Below are 20,197 nucleotides of genomic sequence, written 5' to 3'. Positions count from 1 at the left end.
TATGATTTATATTTCTGCCATCGGTGTGATTAATGCACTGGGAAATACCGCAACCGAGGTGGCACAACACCTGGTGCTGGGTAAATCCCCCGGCATGCGCCCACGTGACGGGTGGTTGTCCGGCCACCCGCAGGCGGTGCTGGGCGGAGTGGACGGTGAGCTGCCAGTCATTCCCAAGACTTTCCATGCGCATAGCACCCGCAACAACCAGTTGCTGCTGGCGGCACTGGCGCAAATCCAACCCACCGTGGACCAGGCCATTGCACAATACGGGCTGGAACGAATCGCTATCGTAATGGGTACCAGCACATCCGGGCTGGATGAAGGTGACCAGCATGTGCGCCTGAGCCGCACAGGCCAACCCAGCGAGCACTGGCGTTACCCACAACAAGAACTGGGTGACCCTTCGCGTTTTCTCAGTAAATGGCTTGGCACCACTGGCCCGGCATTTACGCTGTCCACCGCCTGTTCATCCAGCGCACGGGCGATTATTAGTGGGCAACGCCTGCTTGCGGCGGGCCTTGCCGATATTGCTATTGTTGGTGGCGCTGACACGCTGAGCCGTATGCCAGTTAACGGGTTCAATAGCCTTGAATCACTCTCACCGGGTCTGTGCCAACCATTCAGCCGTGACCGGAGCGGCATCACCATTGGCGAAGGTGCGGCACTGATGGTGCTGACCAAAACGCCACAGGACCTCGCATTACTGGGGGTGGGAGAATCCAGCGATGCCTGGCATATTTCCGCCCCGCATCCAGAAGGAAAAGGTGCAATTCAGGCAATCCAACAGGCGCTGGATAATGCCGGGCTGTCTGCAAATGAGATTGGCTATATCAATCTGCACGGTACCGCCACCCGTCTTAACGACCAGATAGAATCCCGGGTAGTGCATGATTTATTTGGCGACAAAATACCTTGTAGCTCAACCAAACATCTGACCGGCCATACGCTGGGGGCAGCAGGCATTACTGAAGCAGCACTGAGTGCCCTGATTTTGCGCCAGGGGCTGCCTTTACCAGCTCAGGACTTTACGCTATCGCCACTCGATCCGGAATTACCGCCTTGTGGCATTATCCAGCAATCACAGCCTCTGTTGCGCCCCATCATCCTGTCGAACTCTTTCGCCTTTGGGGGAAACAACGCCAGTATCATTTTAGGGAGGACTTCATGAGCTGCTACCAGCCACCCGGCAACTATCTGCCACATGAATCCCCCATGATGCTGTTGGATGAAGTGGTCAGCGTGACCGATAACAGTGCCGATTGCCGGGTCGCTATTCATTCGGCAGGGGTTTTAGCGCCTTTTCTGACTGCGGAACACACTCTGCCGGGTTGGTACGGGCTGGAACTGATGGCACAAACCGTTGGGGTCTGGTCTGGCTGGCACCGCCAGCAACGTGGCCAGCAAAGTATTGCGCTGGGTATGGTGCTGGGCGCCCGCGAATATACCTGCCCGGCAGGTGAATTCCCGGCTGATGTGATACTGGATATCCATGTCAGCCTGCTGATGCAGGATGCCCGCTTCGGCAGCTTTGAATGCACTATCCGCCACCTTAATCAAAACCTGGCAACCGGGCGCATTAATACCTTCCAGCCCGATAGCGAGGAATTAGCTTCACTTTTTCAACAGGGAAATACGCCATGAAACGTTCCGTGCTTGTCACTGGTGCCAGTAAAGGCATAGGCCAGGCCATTGCCCGGCAACTGGCGGCAGATGGTTTTATTGTCGGTGTGCATTATCACAGCGATGTCTCTGGCGCGCGTGCCACACTGGATGCCATTGAACAGGCTGGCGGCCAGGGGCGGCTTTTATGTTTCGACGTTGCCAACCGCCAGCAATGCCAGGAAATCATTGAACAGGATATTGAGTCTCACGGTGCCTGGTACGGGGTTGTGAGTAATGCAGGGATCACCCGGGATGGCGCATTTCCTGCCCTGAGCGATGACGACTGGGACAATGTTATCCATACCAATCTGGATAGCTTTTACAACGTCATCCACCCTTGCATTATGCCCATGATCAGTGCCCGTCAAGGCGGAAGGGTAATTACACTTTCTTCAGTTTCTGGCCTGATGGGCAACCGTGGGCAAGTGAATTACAGCGCTGCAAAGGCAGGCATTATTGGTGCAACCAAAGCCCTCGCCATTGAGCTGGCAAAACGCAAAATCACTGTCAACTGCATTGCTCCCGGCCTGATTGACACGGGAATGGTCGCACTTGAAGAAGCCGCAATGAAAGAAGCCATGTCCATGATCCCCATGAAACGAGTGGGTCAAGCCGAAGAGGTTGCCGGGCTGGCCAGTTATTTAATGTCTGATATCGCCGGTTATGTCACTCGCCAGGTGATTTCTATAAATGGAGGTATGTTATGACAAGACGTGTTGTCATTACTGGCATGGGTGGAGTTACCGCGTTTGGGGAAAGTTGGGCAAGCGTTGCCAGCCGCTTACTGGCAGGCAAAAATGCAGTACGTAAAATGCCGGAATGGCAGGTTTACGACGGGCTGCATACATTACTGGGTGCGCCAATCGATGATTTCACGCTGCCAGACCATTACACACGTAAACGCATTCGTGCCATGGGCCGGGTTTCACTGCTCTCTACCCGCGCTACTGAACGGGCACTGACTGACGCCGGGCTGGTTGATGACCCGGTACTCACCAGCGGGGAAACCGGAATCGCTTACGGATCCTCTACCGGGAGCACCGGGCCGGTGAGTGAGTTCGCTACCATGCTCACAGAAAAGCACACCAATAATATTACCGGTACCACCTATGTTCAGATGATGCCACACACCACTGCCGTGAATACGGGGTTATTTTTTGGCCTGCGCGGGCGAGTCATTCCCACTTCCAGTGCCTGTACATCGGGCAGCCAGGCCATTGGATATGCCTGGGAAGCCATTCGCCACGGGTACCAGACCGTTATGGTGGCTGGTGGCGCTGAAGAGTTGTGCCCATCTGAAGCAGCGGTCTTTGATACGTTATTCGCCACCAGCCAACGTAATGACGCACCACATACCACCCCTTCCCCATTTGACCAAAACCGCGACGGGCTGGTCATCGGTGAAGGTGCCGGGTCATTGATTCTTGAAGAGCTGGAACACGCCAAAGCTCGCGGAGCCACCATTTATGGTGAAATTGTTGGGTTTGCCACCAACTGCGATGCAGCACATATTACTCAACCGCAGAAAGCCACCATGCAAGTGTGTATGGAAAAGGCATTAAATATTGCCGGATTATCTGCCAGCGATATTGGCTACATCTCTGCACACGGCACAGCCACAGACCGTGGGGATATTGCTGAAAGCCAGGCCACCGCGGCGATTTTTGGTAATAAAACGCCGATTTCATCGTTAAAAAGTTATTTTGGGCACACGCTTGGCGCATGTGGTGCGCTGGAGGCCTGGATGAGCCTTGAGATGATGCGGGAAGGGTGGTTTGCGCCAACCATTAACCTGCACCAGCCAGATGAACAGTGCGGTGAGCTTGATTACATTATTGGCGAAGCCCGCCATATTGATTGTGAATACCTGCAGAGCAATAACTTTGCGTTCGGCGGAATCAACACATCCATCATCATTAAGCGCTGGGCCTGATTGTGTGACGCACCCGGAGAGTGGGTTCACCGGGTGTGCCACACACTGCCAAACTGGCACTTTAAGGCAAATTGGCAGAGTGTGGCATGCCAGAAATGGAGCGCCAGAATAAACGTCCCTTATTAAAGACATGCCTCGGAGACAGCGTGGCTATCCTCAAACATACGAAAACGGGTAATGAGACCATTTTCTATGTAGATATCGAGTACAAATTCAGTTTCGATAAGTTTCTGCGTTTTTTTAACACGTGATGCAAGCTCACCAATAGCAACCAGCCGCTTATCTTTGATGAGTATATCTTTGATTTCAAAATGTTCTGAAGAGAGATATGCCCTAATTTGCGCATAGAATTCCGCCACACCTTTTCGGCCGTGTTTGCGGCCAATCCAGGGAACTGACTGAGTATTTCCAGCGACCAACCAGTCGACGTTTTCGCTCACCAGTTCAGCTATCTCATTCACATCTTCTGCTGTGGCTATACGATGAAAAAAAGCGTCCGCTACTGCCTGTGGTGTTTGAAGTGCCATACCTTATCCGTCCCGGTAAGAGTCGTTGAGGGTGTTCAGACTAAATGAAAGCATTAAAAACCACCTTATCCAACGGTGCTGTTTGGCCTGGTTATTGAGTGCAACTGGCACTCTACCCAATGTAGATGATTGCCATCCTGGTATGCTCAATTTATTCTGGTAGAATGTTACGGCCATTTAACAATAAATGGCCGTAACAACACTGAATTCACTTACGGGGAGATATCGGTATGAAAATTGGGATACTCTTCCCGATTGCTATTTTTTTCGTGGCTGTCGTTTTTATTACCTGGTTTGTCGCTGGCGGTTACGCCACCTCATAAAATCGGTCACTCCCCCTGTCTTGCTGTGCGAGGCAGGGTTATTCCCTTCTGCATTTCCCGCGTTACGCTTAACTACCCGCTGAGTAAAAAGGCTTTTTTTCTACATCACCCATCTGCGTGATGGTATCCGCGCTGAACTCATCTACAGTTAAAGAGTGAACGGGTAATAAACAGCCAGTTACCACAACGCGTTCCTCCTCAGCAAAATAACGACCCAACGTCATTGGTGTATAAGCCATGTTGTCTGCCGGGCGTAATGCACCAAATGAAAATGGATAAAACAGTGCGCAAGAAGGCTAAGGACTATGCTAGAAAAACTTCGTCATGCCAAATTCAGCATGAAGCTAACAGTTGTTACTATTTTTGTTGCGTTATCGCTGTTAATTATTGCTGTTGCTCTGGCAATGCAGTTTTATTTTGCGCAGTCTTTTGCCAAAGATGCAGCCCGGACTTTATTTACCCATACTGCACTTAATGTCAGTGATAAAATACGTTCACTGGACAGCGAAACCAGCGGACTGACCACATTGTTCGCCCAGTTTCCTGGTTTAGATAAGCAGGATGTGTCCCAGCCGATACGGCCCATCACCCCCGCCATGGCGCAGGCAATACGCCAGCATCCACATGTTTATGCTATTTATATTGGCTATGGTAATGGCGATTTTTATGAATTAATTAATCTTGATAGCAGCAAGAACTTACGCAATGTGCTGGGAGCCACGGCAAAGGACCGCTGGCTGATAGTCAACATTCGAAATACACCTGCAGGCAGGCAGCAGGATTCCAGCTTTTTTGATGATACTTTTACATTAACTCACCAGAAGCAAAGCAGTAGCCAGTATGCTGCAAATAGCCGCCCTTGGTATCTCAATGCGATGGCGAGCGATACCACAATAAAAACTGAACCCTATGTGTTTCATACTACGCAATCCTCTGGCGTGACGTTTGCCCGGCGCATTGGTAACAGCCAAAATGTTCTGGCGGTAGATATTTCACTGGATACGTTATCGGTTTTTTTGCAAAACAACCGCTTATTTAAACACAGTGAAACCTTTATTTTTGATAGCGATGGCAATGTCTCCGCACAATCGCTGCGCGTAAGGACAAACCATAATACTGAACCCGTCAGCCCGATTCCCCTGACACCAGAAGAAACCCAGGCTGTCGCAAACATGGGTACCTTACGTGTAGCCAATGAACTCGACTGGGCACCTTATGATTTCTCATGGAGCGGTATACCGCAGGGCTATGCCATAGACCTGATGAATATGCTGGCGGGCAAAACTGGGTTAAAGCTTGAATACGTTAATGGCTTTGACTGGAACACGCTCACTGGAATGTTCAGGCAGGGTAAGTTGGATGTTATTCCCGCTATTTTCCCAACTCCCCAACGAACAGAATGGGGGTTATTTACCCAAGCCTGGCACACCGCGCCCCCCGCATTGATAACCCGGGTCAACACCCGCCAACTCAACACGCTATCGCGCTTGCAAGGCCGCACACTGGCTGTGCCAAAAGGCTGGTCGCTGGCAGAAGATGTCACGGCACATTTCCCCAAAATCAACCTGATGGCGGTAGCTGATTCGCTGGCGGCCTTGCACGCTGTTGCTAATGGCGAAGCCGATGCAGCCCTGGAAACACGGGATGTTGCCCGTTACCTTACTGGGCTATACAACATTCCGGGGCTAAAAGTTCACAACCCGGTTCCCCTATTTTCAGGCAATAACAGTGCCGCGTTGTCGATGCTGGTAACCGCAGATAAACCGCTATTACGTGATGTACTGAATAAAGCAATCCAGTCTCTCACCCCGGATGAGAAAAGCGCACTGGCAAAACGCTGGCTAACAGACAGCCCATCATCAGCCATGCAACGCACCCTGGTTGCTGGCATTGTGCCATCGCCTGCTTTTGTCCAGCTGGCTGAACAGGCAAAAAACACTCAAACGGCGGTGTCAGGTGAAGTGGTGATTGATGGCATGCGCTATACGCTATTTGTACAACCGGTGATTTCAACCGCCAGCCATAATCATTACCTGGGCATTATGGTGCCAACAAAAGTGCTGCTCGGCCCTTATATGAAAAAAGTGTACCTCTCTTTGGCGATAACCTTGCTGTGCCTTGCTTTGTTAGCGCCAGCCATACTGTACCTGGCCAGTATGATTGTCACCCCGGTACGCCTGCTCTCGCTGGAGAATAAAAAAATCCGCCAGCGGCAATTTCGTGATGTTCACCCGGTACCGAGCCGCATCAATGAACTGCACCATTTATCTGATTCTATCTACAACATGGCGCTTTCTCTGGAGGCCTACCAGGCCAGCCAGCGAGCATTGATGGATTCCTTTATTCAGTTGATAGCGAATGCTATTGACCAGAAATCACCTTATACCGGTGGGCACTGCACACGCGTACCCGTTATTGCCATGATGCTGGCAGAATCCGCCGATAAGAGCCAGCTCCCGGCCTTTCAGCAATTTCACTTTGAAAATGAAGACCAGTGGCGGGAGTTTCGCATCGCCGCGTGGTTACATGACTGTGGGAAAGTGACCTCGCCAGAACATATTATTGATAAAGGCAGCAAGCTGGAGACTATCTTCAACCGTATTCATGAAATCCGTACCCGGTTTGAAGTGTTATGGCGCGATGCAGATATTCTGTACTGGCAAGGTAAGGCCGCAGGTGAGCCTGAAGAGGCGCTACAAGCCACCCGGCAGGCCCGGCAACAGCAACTGACCGATGAGTTTGCATTTATCGCCCAAAGTAATATTGGCTCAGAATTTATGAGTGAAGATAAAATCACCCGCATTCGTGAAATTGGCGCACAAACCTGGACCCGCCATTTTAGTGACCGGGAGGGGCTGTCGCCGGAAGAAGCAAAACGCCTGTCTTCTATTGCTGAAAAACCCCTTCCTGCCGAAGAAAAGTTGCTGGACGATAAACCAGAGCATCTCTTCCCCTGGATAAAAGACCCCGCCATTTTACTGAGCAATGATATGAAGATGACGGCCCCTTCCATGCAGGCAAACTTGGGTGAAATCCATAACCTGTCAATCCAGAAAGGTACGCTGACGGAATCAGACCGCTACCGGATTAACGAACATATCATTGCCACAATTCGCATGTTGGAGTCTTTACCCTTCCCTAAAGAACTGGCGCGGATACCTGAAATTGCAGGCGGCCACCATGAAACATTGAAAGGCACCGGGTACCCGAAAAAACTGACGGCGGAAAACCTGTCACTGGAAGCCCGCATTCTGGCGATTGCCGATATTTTTGAAGCCCTGACAGCCGGAGACAGGCCTTACAAAAAAGCCAAAACATTAAGTGAAGCAATTAAAATTTTGCACCTGATGGTAAAAGACCAGCATCTGGATAAAGACTTGTTTGAATTGTTGTTAACCAGCGGTATTTACCAGCGCTATGCTGAACAATACCTGGAACCTGGCCAGTTAGATGAAGTTGATATTCAGCACTACCTGAAAGCGTAATCCACCGGCAGTGAAAGGGTGCTCTACGTGGCCTGACAGGCTACGTAGAGCCGGGCGTAGCCGGGCAATCTCACTCATGAAATTTCCTCATTATTCTATTCATATATCCGCTATTCATTAAATAAACCGGCCCTGTTTACAATAGCGTATTGTCAACTGGCACTGGGCAGGAATTCTAATGCGTCTGTTAGCCACCATGGCTATTCCCCACCTGATACTGTCCTGGCTGTTCATAGCTCTGCCAGCCAGCGCGTCCACCGCCTTACAAGGGGATACCATGAAATTGCACATTATTATCAATGACCAGGTGATTGCCGCCACGCTTAATTCGACACCAGCAAGCCAGGCCTTTGCCAAACTTCTGCCGCTCACACTGGCGCTGAAAGATTATGCGGGTGAAGAGAAAATCAGTGACTTACCTGCCCACCTGCCCACAGACGGTTCGCCTGCAGGTACTGCGGCCCACAAAGGCGATATTACGGTGTATGCCCCTTGGGGCAACCTGGCGCTGTTCTATAAGAATCATGGCTACGCAGCAGGCCTGGTGAAATTAGGGCAACTCGATAACCCCGACGAACTACCGGTTAAACCGGCCTCTTATACCGCCAGGTTTGAACTGGCTGGCGAATAACAAACCAAATGTATCTGAAAGAACAAGGTTGTTCTGCCTATACGTTGGTGAATGAGCACCACCACAAGAACACTGGCGCAGCACCCATACTGGCCAGAATATTACGGGAAAACATTATGTTACCCCGTTTTGCGAATCAAACAGAACTGACGTTCTTTTCATAACAGGAGAGTATGATGATCCGCTTTACCTCTGCAGTCGCTGCACTTGCTATGTTCGCTGGCGTATCTGCCCATGCAGAAACATCGCAACATATGTCCATCTCACCGAGTGGTAGCCGGGCATATGTTGCCGGCCCTGAAGCCACCTTCACAGGCAAGGCCTGGATAGACCCGTTATTCCTTTCACCAAAAAAACCGCAACGTGCCAGTGCAGGCCTGGTCACCTTTGAGCCTGGCGCTCGCTCGGCATGGCATACCCATCCGCTTGGGCAAACACTGGTCATCACAGCAGGCACTGGCTGGGTTCAGGAGTGGGGAGGTGAGAGAAAAGTGGTTCATGCTGGCGATGTTGTGGCATGCCCGCCGGGCGTGAAGCACTGGCATGGTGCCACCGATAAAACCGCCATGACGCATATCGCCATTCAGGAAATGGATGACTCGGGCAAGAGTGTTGAGTGGCTGGGAAAAGTCAGCGATGAACAATACAACCCGGTGGCCGCCCAATGAAAAATGCCACAGCCATGTTATGCATTGCCATGCTGGGCCTGGCGGGGTGTGCCCCAAAAGACACAAGCAGGAGTTCTTTACCTATGACAGATAACACCCAACGCGCCGTTGCTGAAGTTGCCCCCGCAATGGCGGCTTATTCAGATAAATTTATTCAGGATTTATGGCACCGCCCGGCGCTGTCGCACCGGGACCGCAGCCTGGTGACACTGGCCGCGCTGATTAGCCGGAAAGATACCGCGGAATTACCCCACTACCTGAATGTGGCACTGGACAGCGGTGTAACGCCAGGCGAAATCTCAGAAACCATCACCCACCTGGCCTTTTATGCTGGCTGGCCCAATGCGTCTTCTGCCGCCGTTATCACCCGTGACATTTTTAAACAACGCCATATTGATACCTCCAACCTGCCAAGTGCAGACGTTGCGTTCTTGCCGCTGGATGAAGAAACCGAGAATAAACGCGCCACGATGGTTGAAGCCAATTTTGGCAAAGTATCGCCAGGTGTAGTGCAGTACACCACTGATGCCCTGTTCCGTAACCTGTGGTTGCGCCCAGGCCTTGCTCCACGTGACCGTAGCCTGGTTACCGTAAGTGCGCTGGTTACCGCGGGGCAGGTGGCACAAGTGCCTTACCACCTGAATAAAGCCATGGATAACGGCCTGACTGAAACCCAGGCCTCTGAAGTGCTGACGCAACTAGCCTTTGTTGCTGGCTGGCCGAATATTTTCTCTGCTTTGCCCGTGTTCAAAGACGTTTTTGCAGCGCGTCACTCAGCCTAACTCCCACTCCGTTAACCGGCTGGCGCATCACGCGTACCAGCCGATTTTCCATGTATACGTAGTGCGTTAACCACTAACGATAGTGCCCGTGAGGATTGCTGACGGCTGGGATAATACAAGTGGTGCCCGCTCCACAATGGGCAATAATCCAGTAATACGCGCTGCAAACGCCCCGAAATAATATGTGCTTCAACTAACTCTTCCGGGACATATGCCAGCCCAAAGCCATCCAGCGCCGCTTCTACCAACTGAAAGACATCATTGAACACCACCTGCCCTTCCACGCGGACACTGATGTCCTGGCCCTGATGCACAAATTCCCAGGCATACAAACCACCATGGGTTGCTAAACGCAGGTTAATGCAGCGGTGATGAACCAGTTCCTGTGGTGTAGTGGGTAGCGTGCGCCCGGCAAAATAACCGGGTGCCCCCACTACGGCAAACCGCACATCCGGGCTGATACGCACCGAAACCATACCATTCGCGACCTGTTCACCCAGGCGCACACCAGCATCAAAGCGCTGAGCGGCAATATCCGACAGCCCATAATCATTAACCAGTTCAAGGTTAATATCCGGGTAGCGATGTAACAGGGCTTTAAGCCTTGGCCAAAGGATATATTTGATAGCGTAATCGGTAGCGGTGATGCGAACTGTACCCACCGGCTTATCGCGCAGATCACTGACTGCCACCAGATCCTCACGGATCGCGTCAAAGCGAGGTGCGAGCGATTCAAACAAACGCTGCCCCACATCTGTTGTTGAAACACTGCGGGTTGTGCGGGTTAGCAACCTAAGCCCCAGGCGGCTTTCCAGGCTACGCATACTGTGGCTTAAAGCCGACTGAGATACCCCGAGCAATGCCGCTGCGCGGGTAAAGCTTTGTTCTCTGGCAACAGTGACAAAAGCGACAAGATCATTCAAGTTTTCCCGGGACACTACGACCTCTCTGCAACAGTGAAACAGCACAGCTTTTTCACTCGTAAAAACATTCACCCTGCCTGATACAAGCAGTATAACGTGGATCTTAGGGAAAAAGCGCAGGCAGAGTAATACGCTAAACGCGAATAGAGTAATGAGCAGGTTTCATTAATCTGGCTGTAGCAGGAGAGAGAAAAGAGACGCAAGAACCTGCAAAACTGCGGTATTGCAGGTATAAAAAAACCCGGTATCAGAACCGGGCTTTCGCTATTGGTGAATACTGACCTGTACTGTGGTATTCACTTTATTGATAAGTGAATTTACAGTTGAGCCAGACACCATATCCGCTTTGCAAAAAATGCATTTCGCGCCAAGTGGGTTGCAGTGTTTAACATCAAAAGATGACACACGATATTGCGAACCCTGGCAGCGTGGGCAACGGAGATGCCCCAATACAGGACGAATGGTGTCCTTAGAGTGCTACCACGTTTGCAGCAGACGGGCCTTTCTGGCCATCTTCTACTGAAAACTCAACTTTCTGGCCTTCAGCCAGAGTACGGAAGCTGTTGCCCTGAATTGCGGAGAAGTGTACGAATACATCTTTGCTGCCATCTTCAGGAGAAATAAAACCAAAACCTTTAGTTTCGTTGAACCATTTAACGGTGCCGATAATTTTGTTAGACATGTTTTTTACCTTATTAATTAAACATTTGACTTAAATGATTTAATTACAGATATCAATCGGCGTGTTACAGAGAAGACTCAAGAAGAAGGGGTACTCGCAGGAATACACTTTAGAAATGAGGACTACTTTTCGAACGACTTATAATGATTCTGTGTATCAAATCGGTGCTGATTAACTCATACATCTTCCAGGATAACAAGGGTTATTTTTTTATTTACACTTGATTGACTGTTTCACAGGCAAAACAAATATCTGCACAAACTTCTGGGATTACACAGGCCAAACACGTTAAGCTATGGGCAGTTAATCACAGAAGAAAATCTATGCAAAACATTAAAAAAAACACTCAAAAATCCTTTCTTGTCGCCATCGAATGTCCAAAATGCGCAAAACAATCAGAGCACAGCGCAGCCCGGGTAAACAAAAAGAAAACGCTTATTTGCCCATTCTGTAACGCTCTTTTCCTGCCACCTGAAACTCACTCAAGGCCCGCGGTTTTCTCCCTGAAAAAATAATCTGATGCTGTAAAATTTGTTGCCATATACTGGCGGCTGATGCCTGCCTGTTATTTACACAGGCAGGCGCGAATTTAGCCGGACAGCTTCCTGGCAATAATCACCCCAGCAATGCCGTACCGTAAGAATTATCAATGGTACATAGCCAGTTTTCTGCCCCATTCTGGCGAAAAACGTAGGTTGCACGCCGGCTTTCAGTTACCGGGTTGCCCTCTGAATCCGGGTAATACAGAACCGTTTCCATAATCACCAGAGCGTTACCACCGCCTTCAAAAATCTGCATATTGCCCTGCTCCACTTTCAACTGGTGATGGAAATGTTCGGCAATGGCAAGAAACGCCTGCTTTATTTTTTCTTTACCCTGAACCACCATGCCCGGTTTAATAACAAGCGTTGCGTCATCGGCATAGTAATCCATCAACGCATCAAAATTACCTGCTGAAATTGCCTGGTCACAGGCTTCGATAATGCGGCGTAACGGGTGTCTGTCCATTTCATGCTCCCTGAGTGGTTATCTACTGCCCTGCAGCAGGAGTGGTTTTAGCCCGGCCCGTCGCTGCCCGCAGCCAGAAGCGGCACAATCACATCACTTAATGGCGTGGGGATGCCATGAATTCGCCCGTAACGCTGCACCACACCGTTACGAATATCCCATTCAAGCGTTTGCCCCGCTTGCCGGTCTGCAAGAATTGACGTCCCTAAATCGGCGGGAGCCTGATGAAAACGTGCAACTATTTCCTCAGGAACCTCATCACTGAGATTTGCGCCTTCGGCACGCGCCACCAGCAAACATTCACGCAAATAGGCCAGCGCAAGCGCCGTGATATCGGGACGGGTGAACATGCCCGCCCGGCGGCCAGACAACACCATCAACCCGGCAACAGCATTTTGCAGCAACTTACGCCAGGCAATTGTGGTGAAATCCGGCGCGACATCCACTTCACAGCGCGTCCCTTCCAATGCCGCCAAAACAACAGCAGTATGCGGTGTTTCTGGCAGTGTCAGACGTGGTTTTGCCCGCAACCAGACCGAGTAATCAGGCTCGCGCTGCGCCGGGAACCACACAACCGATGGCAGCACTGCCACCCCTGGCACATATTCAGCAAACTGGGCTTTCTGCTCAACACCATTTTGCAGAGCACAAACCACGGTATTTTCACCACACAGGGCTGACAACCACGGTGCCGTTGCTGCCATTTGCGTGGTTTTCACCGCAACAAACACCAGCGAGAAAGGCTGTTTCACCTCTAAAGGGTTGGTTAATACCGGGCCAGGTACGACAACTTGCCCGTCATCAGCACGCAAAGTGAGTTGTGCGTGGGCGGTGCGCCCGCAAATAACCGGTGTGCGCCCCACTTCATGCAGTGCGGCCGCAACCGTAGTGCCAATGGCACCAGGGCCAATAAGTGCAATTCTGGGTGTGGCTGGCATCCTCGTTCTCCCCTGATTATCTGCCACCACGCAGGTGGCCAGAGCGATATAAAACCATCTATACCACGGGTGGATAACAAAAACGATGGTACTATTCAGCGTTCAGTCACCGCATTATGTGAGTAACTATGACAAACATGCTTTCTGCTGGCGCACAAAAAATATGACAGTAAGTGAAACAACTAACCGCAGGTTATTGATTTTGCAATGTGCCTACGAAGCCTTTATCGAACTGGGTTTTGCCAAAACCACCACGGCGATTATTGCGGCCAGGGCGAAAATATCGAAGCGGACTATTTACGAAGCGTTTGCCGACAAAAACGCCTTGTTTGCCGCAGTGCTTCAGGAACACAGCCACCGTATTTTGGATCTACCTCGCCCACCGGGCGAAAACATCCCACTTGCCCAAACGCTTTTTGGCATTTTCCGGCTGGATATTAATGAAGCCGAAGCCCGTGGCCGGGATGCCATCCTGAACTTATTGGTCCGGGAAGCTGTGCTGTTTCCTGCTTTATCTGAATACCTGTATGAACATGAAATTATCCGCTCACGGGAAGCTCTGATGGCGTGGTTGGAAGAAGAACACGCCCGCGGGCGTATTGTGGCAAATGAACCGGAATTTTACGCAGGTATGATGATGGATGTGGTGTTTGGCGCACTGTTACCCCGGCGGCGAATCCACGGCAGTGCGAACCGTGCAAAAGCTCATGCAGAGATAAAACGCAGGCTTCTGATTGTACTCAACAGTATGCAACAGCCCATTGATAACGGAACTGGAATAAACCCTGATTTTTAGTAACCCAGGCACTTTTACTGGCAAGCCTTCTTAACCTTCCCTCACAACTTGCACCTGACCTGGCCCCAGGAAAATCCCTATTAATAACCAAATCCCCAGGCTCTGCACATTTTTTTCACACTGGTACTGTATAAGTACCATAATGCATAACACAGTAATATTGCATTCAATTCATTGCCAGCGCAGGTATGGCAGTAAGGAGATTCAGTGTATTCCAGACGTGATTTTCTGTGGGCCGGAGTGGGGCTCAGCGCGGCTGCACTATTAATGCCAGGGGCGAGTTTCGCTGCAAACAATAAAGGGCTGATTGCTGGTGCCGGGCGGGCTGAAGTTGACCTGAGCGGCATGTACCCATTGGGTGAATTTACCGGGGAACATGACCCGTTAAATACCCGCGTGCTATTGCTGGATAATGGCAGCCAACGCCAGGCTATTGCCGTTATAGATTTGACGTCTATTACTGCTGAAGTGATTGCACACATGAAAGAGATATTGGCTCAAGTCACTGGCGTGACTGCAAATAATGCCATTATCAATGCCAGCCACACGTTCTCTACGCCTCATATATTTCTTCACGATAACCATGGGCAAAACAACGCCACCCAGGCACAGCAACTGCTGGATGCATTTGACACTGCCCTACGTAAAGCCGCACAACAGGCGGTCGCCACGTTACAACCCGCAACACTGGGGGCTGGCAGTGGTACCTGCCGTGCAGGTGTTAACCGCAATGTTGAAACCCCCTGGGGTTGGTGGTTAGGAGCCGACGATGCCGGTTATACCGACCCACATGTGGGTGTACTCCGTATTGATGGCCACAATGGCAAACCACTGGCTATTTTGCTGAATTATGCTGTGCAACCTGCTGTTATGGATGCCTCACAGAGCACACAAGGAGGGCGACTGGTCAGTGCCGACCTGGCCGGGGCTGCCGCAAACTACATTGAAAATGCCTGTGGCAATGGCACAGTGGCATTCTACCTGGTGGGCAGCGCAGGTGACCAGGTACCTTACCTGCAGGCCAGCCGCCATGTCGTTAACAGTGACGGCAGTGTGGGCCGTACGGATATCCATGAAGAGGGTTTCACTCTGGTAGACCTGCTGGGGCAGCGGCTTGGTGCTGAAGCCATGCGGGTTGCCAACCGTATCACGCCAAACAAACCAGGGATATTTGCCCTACAGCGTTATCAGGTGGCTTTACCGGCGCAAAAATTTTCACCACGCAATGCGCCTAAAGGACCTGTCAAAACCTTTACCTACCAGCCTTCTGGTACCACTGAAGCCCCGGTGACACTCGTGCAATGGGGTGACACAGCACTGGTATGCGTACAACCCGAGTTATCTGCCAGTATTGGCGCACATATCCGTAACACCTCTGTGTTCGCGAATACCTTCGTCATTACCATGAGTGATGGCGCGGCAAAATATCTGCCTGACGCTGAAAACTATGACCGATTCACTTATGAAGCACGTAGCTCCCCATTTGCACGCGGGGCAGCAGAAATGTTGGCAGAGAATATCATTAAACAATTGAAGCAACTGAAAACACATTCAGCCTGACACGGCCAGGTAACGGATAACGCACAGGAGTATTTATGACTGAGATGTCGAGAAGAACATTTATGATTGCCGGTACTACCCTGGCAGGCATGATTTCAACAGGAATAGCGCGTAATGCCCACGCTGCCGACCCCAACAGTTTTATGGCAGCATCCGCCAAAAATGGTAATGATCCGGATGATGACAAAGTAAAACAGCCCGGTATCCAGCGCATTTGGGCACTGAATGAAGTCACGGGTGGTGGCGAAAAAGTGTATGGAGTCGCTATTGAATATGATACCGATATCGACCCAGCCAGCCTGGCTGTAGCCAGCTATAGCGTGGGTGTCATTCCTGCTGCTAAAGGTTTTTTCCCAGGGATGCCAACAACCCCGGATAAAAATAACAGCCAGTCAGAAGCCCAACCCAGAACTATTCAGGCGATTTACACCAATACCACTCCTGCACTGATCCCGTCCCAGAAAAGTAACGCCGGGCGTTATGTTATTGCCGAATTTGCTCACAACCCGGATTTAAGTTTACCAACCGAAGACAGCGATAAAGTCACCGTCATTCAGGCGAAAAGCATTAAGACCTCTGCTGGCAAAGTTTATCCGGCAAGCGCAACCACATGGAGCAATGCCGGGCACAGGGGCAATAACGTTATTATTCGGGGTGTGGATGAGTGGGAACAAAGCCACTGGTGGTGGGATGACAGCCGTTCAGCCTGGCTTGAGTACAGCATCTACCTGCCCAAATCGTTCCTGAAACCCGGCGGGGAAAACAAATCATACCCGCTGGTACTGGCAGTAACTCATTCAGGCACCAGCTATGATGGCACCTGCGCACAAACACTGACAGAACAGTGTATTGCCTCTATCTGGAGTTTGCCGGAAGAGCAGGATGAACGTGAATGTGTTGTCATTACCCCCCGTTACGAACGCACCACAATGAACGATTACTGGGAACATACCAGTGATGTGGAAAACACCTGGCGTCTGGTTCAGTCGCTACTGAGTAATACCTGGAACTATGGTAACCCCAACCTTGAAGACCGGAGCGACAAGGTGCTGAAAATTGATGCCTCTCGCGTTTATTGCACTGGCTGGTCTATGGGGGCAATGACCTCATTGTGGTTGATGGCGAAACACCCGGAAACTTTTGCTGCCGGGCTTATCATTGCAGGCCAGCAACGCCCGAAAGATGTCGTCACGCTTGCCAACCAGAACGTACTGATTATTACGGGCTCAGAAGACAACAAAGCCACGCCGTGGAATGAGAAATGCGTTCCGGTGTGGAGAGAAGCAGGAGCGAAAGTTACCCGGCCCACGAAACTGTTGGATCCCAGCCTGATTTTCCCATTGAATAAGCAGCAAAAGCTCAATGACCAGGTGAAAGGCTATATTGCTGAAGGCGGTAATATCACATTCCTGACCTTTGAAGGTGTTGATCATATGGCCTCAGCACGAAAATTCTTTTATATCAAAGCGGCGCGTGAATGGCTGTTTAAACAACAAAAAGCCTGATCTCGCCACAGTAAGCGGGCAGTGCCAGGGGGAATAACGATGGAAAACCTTTGGGCACTGTTGGTAGGGCTAATCATGGGGGGCAGTTTCGCCTTTTTAAAACTGCCCATTCCTGCCCCACAAAACCTGCCGGGTATTTTAGGAGCTTTTGGCGTATTTATTGGTGCCGTGCTGGTTCAGCACTTTCGTTAATCCCCTGCCGGGCACCCAATGCCGGGAACACACCGGCTCCAGACAGGATTTGGATAATATCCACGGGATAAATGATTTCCGGGCTGCCAGCCAGCGCCTGCTGGCTCCACCAACGGTGTTGTTTCATGACTTGCTGTTCGTGGTGGCTCCAGCCTTCATGGCTGATTTCGCTGTTATCTGCCCGGATAACAAAAAAGCGTTCATTTGCCAGAACACATTCCCCACTGGGTAAGCGCATTTCGAAAGTGCTTTGTGCAACCGGCTCGCCAACAACGCTCCGTATAATGCCGGTTTCTTCGCGCAATTCTCTCACTGCCGCCTGGGCAAAAGACTCCCCGTTTTCGACACCACCACCGGGCGTGGCCCAGTAGCTCTGCCCCGCCAGGGCATCCTCGTTATGTTCGAAACGAAACAGTAAAACTTGATTAGCCGGGTTGATAATTAACAACCGGGCAGAAGGCCGGGTTCGCATAACAACAATATCCTTAGTCACCAGAGTTATTTTCAGCCACGAAAACCAGCATGATTCAGGTAAGGCTCAGCGTTAATGGTTCGGGCGTAATCAATTTACGTAACCTGCAGGGTTAATGTGAAGAGACAAAAGCAGAAGGTGTGGCCGGTGCTGGCAGGGCAAAATTGTGCTTCATCCGCTCAATTTCGTGGGTGGGCGACAAGCCAAACAGGCGTTTAAATTCGCGGCTGAATTGCGACAGGCTTTCATAGCCAACCTGCGCACAGGCAGCGGATGCTGTCAGGTTATTTCTCAGCATCAGCAACCTGGCCTGGTGCAAGCGAGTTGATTTCAGGTATTGCATTGGTGAGGTATCTGTTACGGTCTTAAAATGGCTGTGAAAGGTTGGCTGGCTCATACCCGCTTCTTTCGCCAGTGCCGCCACATCCAGGCGCGACGCATATTCCGCATGGAGTTTGCGTAACGCTTTCGCCACTTTGCCAAACTGCCCTTGCATCCCGAGCGCACTGCGCAACGTTTCCCCCTGCGCGCCGGTAAATACCCGGTAATAAATCTCTCTCACCATCGCCGGGCCAAGAATTTCAGCATCCAGCGGGGAAGACATCACCTGCAGAAAACGTAACACCGAAGCGCTCAGTTGTGAGTCCATGGGGCTGGACACCATACTGCGCGGGGGAGCGGCCGGGCTTTTGCCCCGGCCATCAAGCGCCAGCATCAGATCTGCCGCCAGGCGGAAGTCCAGCCGCATATAAATCGCCAGCATCGGCTCTTCAACGCTGGCATCGGTTTCCATCGTAAAAGGCACCGGTACGGACACCATCAAGTAGTGCCGGGCGTCATATAAATAGACATCCCGCCCCAGAAAACCACGTTTGCGGCCCTGAACAACAATCACGATACCAGGCTCATATAACACGGGAGTGCGCAAAAGTGGGCGGTTGGATCGTAAAAACCGCACATCGTCTAATGGCGTGATGTTATAGCCTTCCTGTGGCGTTAACTGATCTAACAGCGCCACCATCTGGCGGTTTACTTGTGCAGAAGACATAGTCATGGCGAAGCCCTGGCAAAGTGGGATACGGGTATTCAGCATCGCATTCAATGCCAGGCTGTGTCCAGCCTGCTCAGAGGAACAGGCAAACCTTACAGAGGAACCGGGATACCGCTACAGCGCCCAGGATTCTATTCTGTGTATCCCTTTTGACCAGGAGCGAACCATGAACTCAACAAAATTACTTTTTATTACCGGCGTGAGTAGCGGTTTTGGGCAGGCACTTGCCAAAGAAGCACTCAAAGCCGGGCACCGTGTGGTGGGCACAGTACGCACTGAGCAAGCGAAACAGGCATTTGACACCCTGGCCCCCGGCCAGAGTTTTGGGCATATTCTGGATGTAACCAATGTGGCAGCCATTGACTCACTTGCCGCCACTATCGAGCAGGAAATCGGTGCGGTTGATGTGCTGGTGAATAATGCCGGTTACGGGCATGAAGGCGTGATGGAAGAATCACCGTTGAGTGAAGCACACCACCAGTTTGAGGTGAATGTCTTTGGTGCTATTGCGGTGATTAAAGCGTTTCTGCCCTACTTCCGGGCGCGCCGGGCCGGGCGTATTCTGAACATTACCTCGATGGGCGGTTTTATTACCATGCCGGGCATCAGCTATTACTGTGGCAGTAAATTTGCCCTGCAGGGGATTTCTGAAACCCTGAGTAAAGAGCTTAAGCCGTTTAATATTTTCGTGACCGCGGTCCAGCCGGGTTCGTTTCGTACTGACTGGGCGGGGCGTTCGATGGTGCGTTCTGCGCGTACCATCAGTGATTACGACGCAAGCTTTAACCCAATACGGGAAACGCGTGAAAAGCGCAGTGGGCACCAGCCGGGAGACCCGGCAAAAGCCGCCCGCGCCATGTTGCAGTTAATTAACAGCCCTGAACCCCCGGTTTCACTGCTGCTGGGGAGTGATGCCGTACAACTGGTGCGGGAGAAGCTCCAACAGATGCAGCACGATATTGACCACTGGGAAACATTAAGCCGCTCTACGGATGGGTAATTCCACCCGATAAGATGGAGCCTGATGCCAGTTGTGTGGTTCAGGCTCTTTTTTTA

General features: G+C 51.1%; 24 protein-coding genes. 15 read left to right on the top strand and 9 right to left on the bottom strand.

Annotated features, from left to right (window positions below):
- Position 1: 1 nt before the first annotated feature.
- Genes LC084_RS00505 through LC084_RS00490 form a run of 4 tightly spaced genes read left to right on the top strand, consistent with a single transcriptional unit; the run spans position 2 to position 3,598 of the window.
- Positions 2-1,171, top strand: a complete 1,170-nt coding sequence (locus tag LC084_RS00505) for a beta-ketoacyl-[acyl-carrier-protein] synthase family protein (RefSeq protein ID WP_226568444.1) — start codon at positions 2-4, stop codon at positions 1,169-1,171.
- Complete coding sequence (locus tag LC084_RS00500; protein WP_226568442.1) at positions 1,168-1,644, top strand: ApeP family dehydratase; 477 nt, start codon at positions 1,168-1,170, stop codon at positions 1,642-1,644. The genes LC084_RS00505 and LC084_RS00500 overlap by 4 nt, the downstream gene beginning before the upstream one ends.
- Complete coding sequence (locus LC084_RS00495) at positions 1,641-2,372, top strand: 3-ketoacyl-ACP reductase FabG2 (RefSeq protein ID WP_226568440.1); 732 nt, start codon at positions 1,641-1,643, stop codon at positions 2,370-2,372. Before LC084_RS00500 ends, LC084_RS00495 begins: the two co-directional genes overlap by 4 nt.
- A complete protein-coding gene (locus LC084_RS00490) occupies positions 2,369-3,598 on the top strand; it encodes a beta-ketoacyl-ACP synthase (protein WP_226568438.1) in 1,230 nt (409 codons plus the stop codon). Before LC084_RS00495 ends, LC084_RS00490 begins: the two co-directional genes overlap by 4 nt.
- A 122-nt stretch (positions 3,599-3,720) precedes the next feature.
- Here the strand turns inward: LC084_RS00490 and LC084_RS00485 are convergent, their stop codons facing one another.
- Positions 3,721-4,125: a nuclear transport factor 2 family protein gene (locus LC084_RS00485; RefSeq protein WP_226568436.1), complete on the bottom strand. Its 405-nt coding sequence runs from the start codon at positions 4,123-4,125 to the stop codon at positions 3,721-3,723.
- Between the two features lie 230 nt (positions 4,126-4,355).
- Between LC084_RS00485 and LC084_RS00480 the strand changes: the two genes are divergently transcribed.
- On the top strand, positions 4,356-4,448 hold the full coding sequence (locus tag LC084_RS00480; protein WP_036104321.1) for a YoaK family small membrane protein: 93 nt from the start codon (positions 4,356-4,358) through the stop codon (positions 4,446-4,448).
- 68 nt (positions 4,449-4,516) lie between these two features.
- On the opposite strand, the gene LC084_RS00475 is transcribed toward LC084_RS00480, so the two are convergent.
- Positions 4,517-4,687, bottom strand: a complete 171-nt coding sequence (locus tag LC084_RS00475) for a hypothetical protein (protein ID WP_226568435.1) — start codon at positions 4,685-4,687, stop codon at positions 4,517-4,519.
- Positions 4,688-4,753: 66 nt separating this feature from the next.
- Here LC084_RS00475 and LC084_RS00470 point away from each other — a divergent pair, with 66 nt between their 5' ends.
- The 4 genes from LC084_RS00470 (at position 4,754) to LC084_RS00455 (ending at position 10,014) form a co-directional block, all read left to right on the top strand.
- On the top strand, positions 4,754-7,933 hold the full coding sequence (locus tag LC084_RS00470) for an HD domain-containing phosphohydrolase (protein ID WP_226568433.1): 3,180 nt from the start codon (positions 4,754-4,756) through the stop codon (positions 7,931-7,933).
- 178 nt (positions 7,934-8,111) lie between these two features.
- Entirely contained in the window at positions 8,112-8,564 is a 453-nt protein-coding gene (locus LC084_RS00465; RefSeq protein ID WP_226568432.1) for a cyclophilin-like fold protein, read from the top strand.
- A 176-nt stretch (positions 8,565-8,740) separates the two neighbouring features.
- The gene (locus LC084_RS00460; RefSeq protein ID WP_226571093.1) at positions 8,741-9,232 is read left to right on the top strand and encodes a (R)-mandelonitrile lyase; all 492 of its coding nucleotides are present in this window, start codon (positions 8,741-8,743) and stop codon (positions 9,230-9,232) included.
- Positions 9,229-10,014, top strand: a complete 786-nt coding sequence (locus LC084_RS00455; protein ID WP_404808194.1) for a carboxymuconolactone decarboxylase family protein — start codon at positions 9,229-9,231, stop codon at positions 10,012-10,014. Before LC084_RS00460 ends, LC084_RS00455 begins: the two co-directional genes overlap by 4 nt.
- Before the next feature lie 11 nt (positions 10,015-10,025).
- Here the strand turns inward: LC084_RS00455 and LC084_RS00450 are convergent, their stop codons facing one another.
- The 3 genes from LC084_RS00450 to cspE form a co-directional block, all read right to left on the bottom strand.
- Positions 10,026-10,952, bottom strand: coding sequence for a LysR substrate-binding domain-containing protein (locus LC084_RS00450; protein ID WP_226568430.1), 927 nt, complete (start codon positions 10,950-10,952; stop codon positions 10,026-10,028).
- 249 nt (positions 10,953-11,201) lie between these two features.
- Entirely contained in the window at positions 11,202-11,387 is a 186-nt protein-coding gene (ymcF, locus tag LC084_RS23405; protein ID WP_264193391.1) for a cold shock small protein YmcF, read from the bottom strand.
- Positions 11,388-11,406: 19 nt separating this feature from the next.
- Positions 11,407-11,619, bottom strand: coding sequence for a transcription antiterminator/RNA stability regulator CspE (cspE, locus tag LC084_RS00440; protein ID WP_226568429.1), 213 nt, complete (start codon positions 11,617-11,619; stop codon positions 11,407-11,409).
- Positions 11,620-11,942: 323 nt separating this feature from the next.
- Here cspE and LC084_RS00435 point away from each other — a divergent pair, with 323 nt between their 5' ends.
- Positions 11,943-12,134 carry a YnfU family zinc-binding protein gene (locus LC084_RS00435; RefSeq protein ID WP_226568428.1) on the top strand — a complete coding sequence of 64 codons (192 nt, stop codon included), beginning with the start codon at positions 11,943-11,945 and terminating at the stop codon, positions 12,132-12,134.
- A 100-nt stretch (positions 12,135-12,234) separates the two neighbouring features.
- Here LC084_RS00435 and LC084_RS00430 read toward each other — a convergent pair whose 3' ends face one another.
- Positions 12,235-12,627 (bottom strand): YybH family protein, encoded by a 393-nt coding sequence (locus LC084_RS00430; RefSeq protein WP_226568427.1) that lies wholly within the window; start codon positions 12,625-12,627, stop codon positions 12,235-12,237.
- 47 nt (positions 12,628-12,674) lie between these two features.
- Positions 12,675-13,565 carry an oxidoreductase gene (locus tag LC084_RS00425; protein WP_226568426.1) on the bottom strand — a complete coding sequence of 297 codons (891 nt, stop codon included), beginning with the start codon at positions 13,563-13,565 and terminating at the stop codon, positions 12,675-12,677.
- Between the two features lie 163 nt (positions 13,566-13,728).
- On the opposite strand from LC084_RS00425, the gene LC084_RS00420 reads away from it, so the two are divergent.
- The 4 genes from LC084_RS00420 to LC084_RS00405 all read left to right on the top strand — a co-directional run bounded on the left by LC084_RS00420 (position 13,729) and on the right by LC084_RS00405 (position 17,618).
- Entirely contained in the window at positions 13,729-14,361 is a 633-nt protein-coding gene (locus tag LC084_RS00420) for a TetR/AcrR family transcriptional regulator (protein ID WP_226568424.1), read from the top strand.
- A 207-nt stretch (positions 14,362-14,568) separates the two neighbouring features.
- On the top strand, positions 14,569-15,921 hold the full coding sequence (locus LC084_RS00415) for a hypothetical protein (protein WP_226568423.1): 1,353 nt from the start codon (positions 14,569-14,571) through the stop codon (positions 15,919-15,921).
- A 35-nt stretch (positions 15,922-15,956) separates the two neighbouring features.
- A complete protein-coding gene (locus tag LC084_RS00410) occupies positions 15,957-17,426 on the top strand; it encodes a prolyl oligopeptidase family serine peptidase (RefSeq protein ID WP_226568422.1) in 1,470 nt (489 codons plus the stop codon).
- A gap of 39 nt (positions 17,427-17,465) precedes the next feature.
- Complete coding sequence (locus LC084_RS00405) at positions 17,466-17,618, top strand: DUF1427 family protein (protein ID WP_226568421.1); 153 nt, start codon at positions 17,466-17,468, stop codon at positions 17,616-17,618.
- On the opposite strand, the gene LC084_RS00400 is transcribed toward LC084_RS00405, so the two are convergent.
- Positions 17,584-18,090, bottom strand: coding sequence for an NUDIX hydrolase (locus tag LC084_RS00400; RefSeq protein WP_226568420.1), 507 nt, complete (start codon positions 18,088-18,090; stop codon positions 17,584-17,586). The genes LC084_RS00405 and LC084_RS00400 overlap by 35 nt on opposite strands.
- 112 nt (positions 18,091-18,202) lie before the next feature.
- Positions 18,203-19,144 carry an AraC family transcriptional regulator gene (locus tag LC084_RS00395; protein ID WP_226568419.1) on the bottom strand — a complete coding sequence of 314 codons (942 nt, stop codon included), beginning with the start codon at positions 19,142-19,144 and terminating at the stop codon, positions 18,203-18,205.
- Positions 19,145-19,307: 163 nt separating this feature from the next.
- Here LC084_RS00395 and LC084_RS00390 point away from each other — a divergent pair, with 163 nt between their 5' ends.
- Positions 19,308-20,141, top strand: a complete 834-nt coding sequence (locus tag LC084_RS00390; protein WP_226571091.1) for an oxidoreductase — start codon at positions 19,308-19,310, stop codon at positions 20,139-20,141.
- The last annotated feature ends 56 nt before the right edge of the window (positions 20,142-20,197 follow it).

The organism is Mangrovibacter yixingensis (genome assembly GCF_020523985.1).
In the GTDB taxonomy this organism is placed as follows: domain Bacteria; phylum Pseudomonadota; class Gammaproteobacteria; order Enterobacterales; family Enterobacteriaceae; genus Mangrovibacter; species Mangrovibacter yixingensis.
Note: the sequence above shows the minus strand (reverse complement) of the source record. Positions and strands in the feature narration are given on the sequence as shown.

What these genes read in the sequence shown, in the direction of transcription:
- LC084_RS00505 (WP_226568444.1), top strand. Translation starts at nt 2, where the DNA reads ATGATTTATATTTCTGCCATCGGTGTGATTAATGCACTGGGAAATACC.
- LC084_RS00500 (WP_226568442.1), top strand. Translation starts at nt 1,168, where the DNA reads ATGAGCTGCTACCAGCCACCCGGCAACTATCTGCCACATGAATCCCCC.
- LC084_RS00495 (WP_226568440.1), top strand. Translation starts at nt 1,641, where the DNA reads ATGAAACGTTCCGTGCTTGTCACTGGTGCCAGTAAAGGCATAGGCCAG.
- LC084_RS00490 (WP_226568438.1), top strand. Translation starts at nt 2,369, where the DNA reads ATGACAAGACGTGTTGTCATTACTGGCATGGGTGGAGTTACCGCGTTT.
- LC084_RS00485 (WP_226568436.1), bottom strand. Translation starts at nt 4,125, where the DNA reads ATGGCACTTCAAACACCACAGGCAGTAGCGGACGCTTTTTTTCATCGT.
- LC084_RS00480 (WP_036104321.1), top strand. Translation starts at nt 4,356, where the DNA reads ATGAAAATTGGGATACTCTTCCCGATTGCTATTTTTTTCGTGGCTGTC.
- LC084_RS00475 (WP_226568435.1), bottom strand. Translation starts at nt 4,687, where the DNA reads ATGGCTTATACACCAATGACGTTGGGTCGTTATTTTGCTGAGGAGGAA.
- LC084_RS00470 (WP_226568433.1), top strand. Translation starts at nt 4,754, where the DNA reads ATGCTAGAAAAACTTCGTCATGCCAAATTCAGCATGAAGCTAACAGTT.
- LC084_RS00465 (WP_226568432.1), top strand. Translation starts at nt 8,112, where the DNA reads ATGCGTCTGTTAGCCACCATGGCTATTCCCCACCTGATACTGTCCTGG.
- LC084_RS00460 (WP_226571093.1), top strand. Translation starts at nt 8,741, where the DNA reads ATGATCCGCTTTACCTCTGCAGTCGCTGCACTTGCTATGTTCGCTGGC.
- LC084_RS00455 (WP_404808194.1), top strand. Translation starts at nt 9,229, where the DNA reads ATGAAAAATGCCACAGCCATGTTATGCATTGCCATGCTGGGCCTGGCG.
- cspE (WP_226568429.1), bottom strand. Translation starts at nt 11,619, where the DNA reads ATGTCTAACAAAATTATCGGCACCGTTAAATGGTTCAACGAAACTAAA.
- LC084_RS00435 (WP_226568428.1), top strand. Translation starts at nt 11,943, where the DNA reads ATGCAAAACATTAAAAAAAACACTCAAAAATCCTTTCTTGTCGCCATC.
- LC084_RS00430 (WP_226568427.1), bottom strand. Translation starts at nt 12,627, where the DNA reads ATGGACAGACACCCGTTACGCCGCATTATCGAAGCCTGTGACCAGGCA.
- LC084_RS00425 (WP_226568426.1), bottom strand. Translation starts at nt 13,565, where the DNA reads ATGCCAGCCACACCCAGAATTGCACTTATTGGCCCTGGTGCCATTGGC.
- LC084_RS00420 (WP_226568424.1), top strand. Translation starts at nt 13,729, where the DNA reads ATGACAGTAAGTGAAACAACTAACCGCAGGTTATTGATTTTGCAATGT.
- LC084_RS00410 (WP_226568422.1), top strand. Translation starts at nt 15,957, where the DNA reads ATGACTGAGATGTCGAGAAGAACATTTATGATTGCCGGTACTACCCTG.
- LC084_RS00405 (WP_226568421.1), top strand. Translation starts at nt 17,466, where the DNA reads ATGGAAAACCTTTGGGCACTGTTGGTAGGGCTAATCATGGGGGGCAGT.
- LC084_RS00400 (WP_226568420.1), bottom strand. Translation starts at nt 18,090, where the DNA reads ATGCGAACCCGGCCTTCTGCCCGGTTGTTAATTATCAACCCGGCTAAT.
- LC084_RS00395 (WP_226568419.1), bottom strand. Translation starts at nt 19,144, where the DNA reads ATGACTATGTCTTCTGCACAAGTAAACCGCCAGATGGTGGCGCTGTTA.
- LC084_RS00390 (WP_226571091.1), top strand. Translation starts at nt 19,308, where the DNA reads ATGAACTCAACAAAATTACTTTTTATTACCGGCGTGAGTAGCGGTTTT.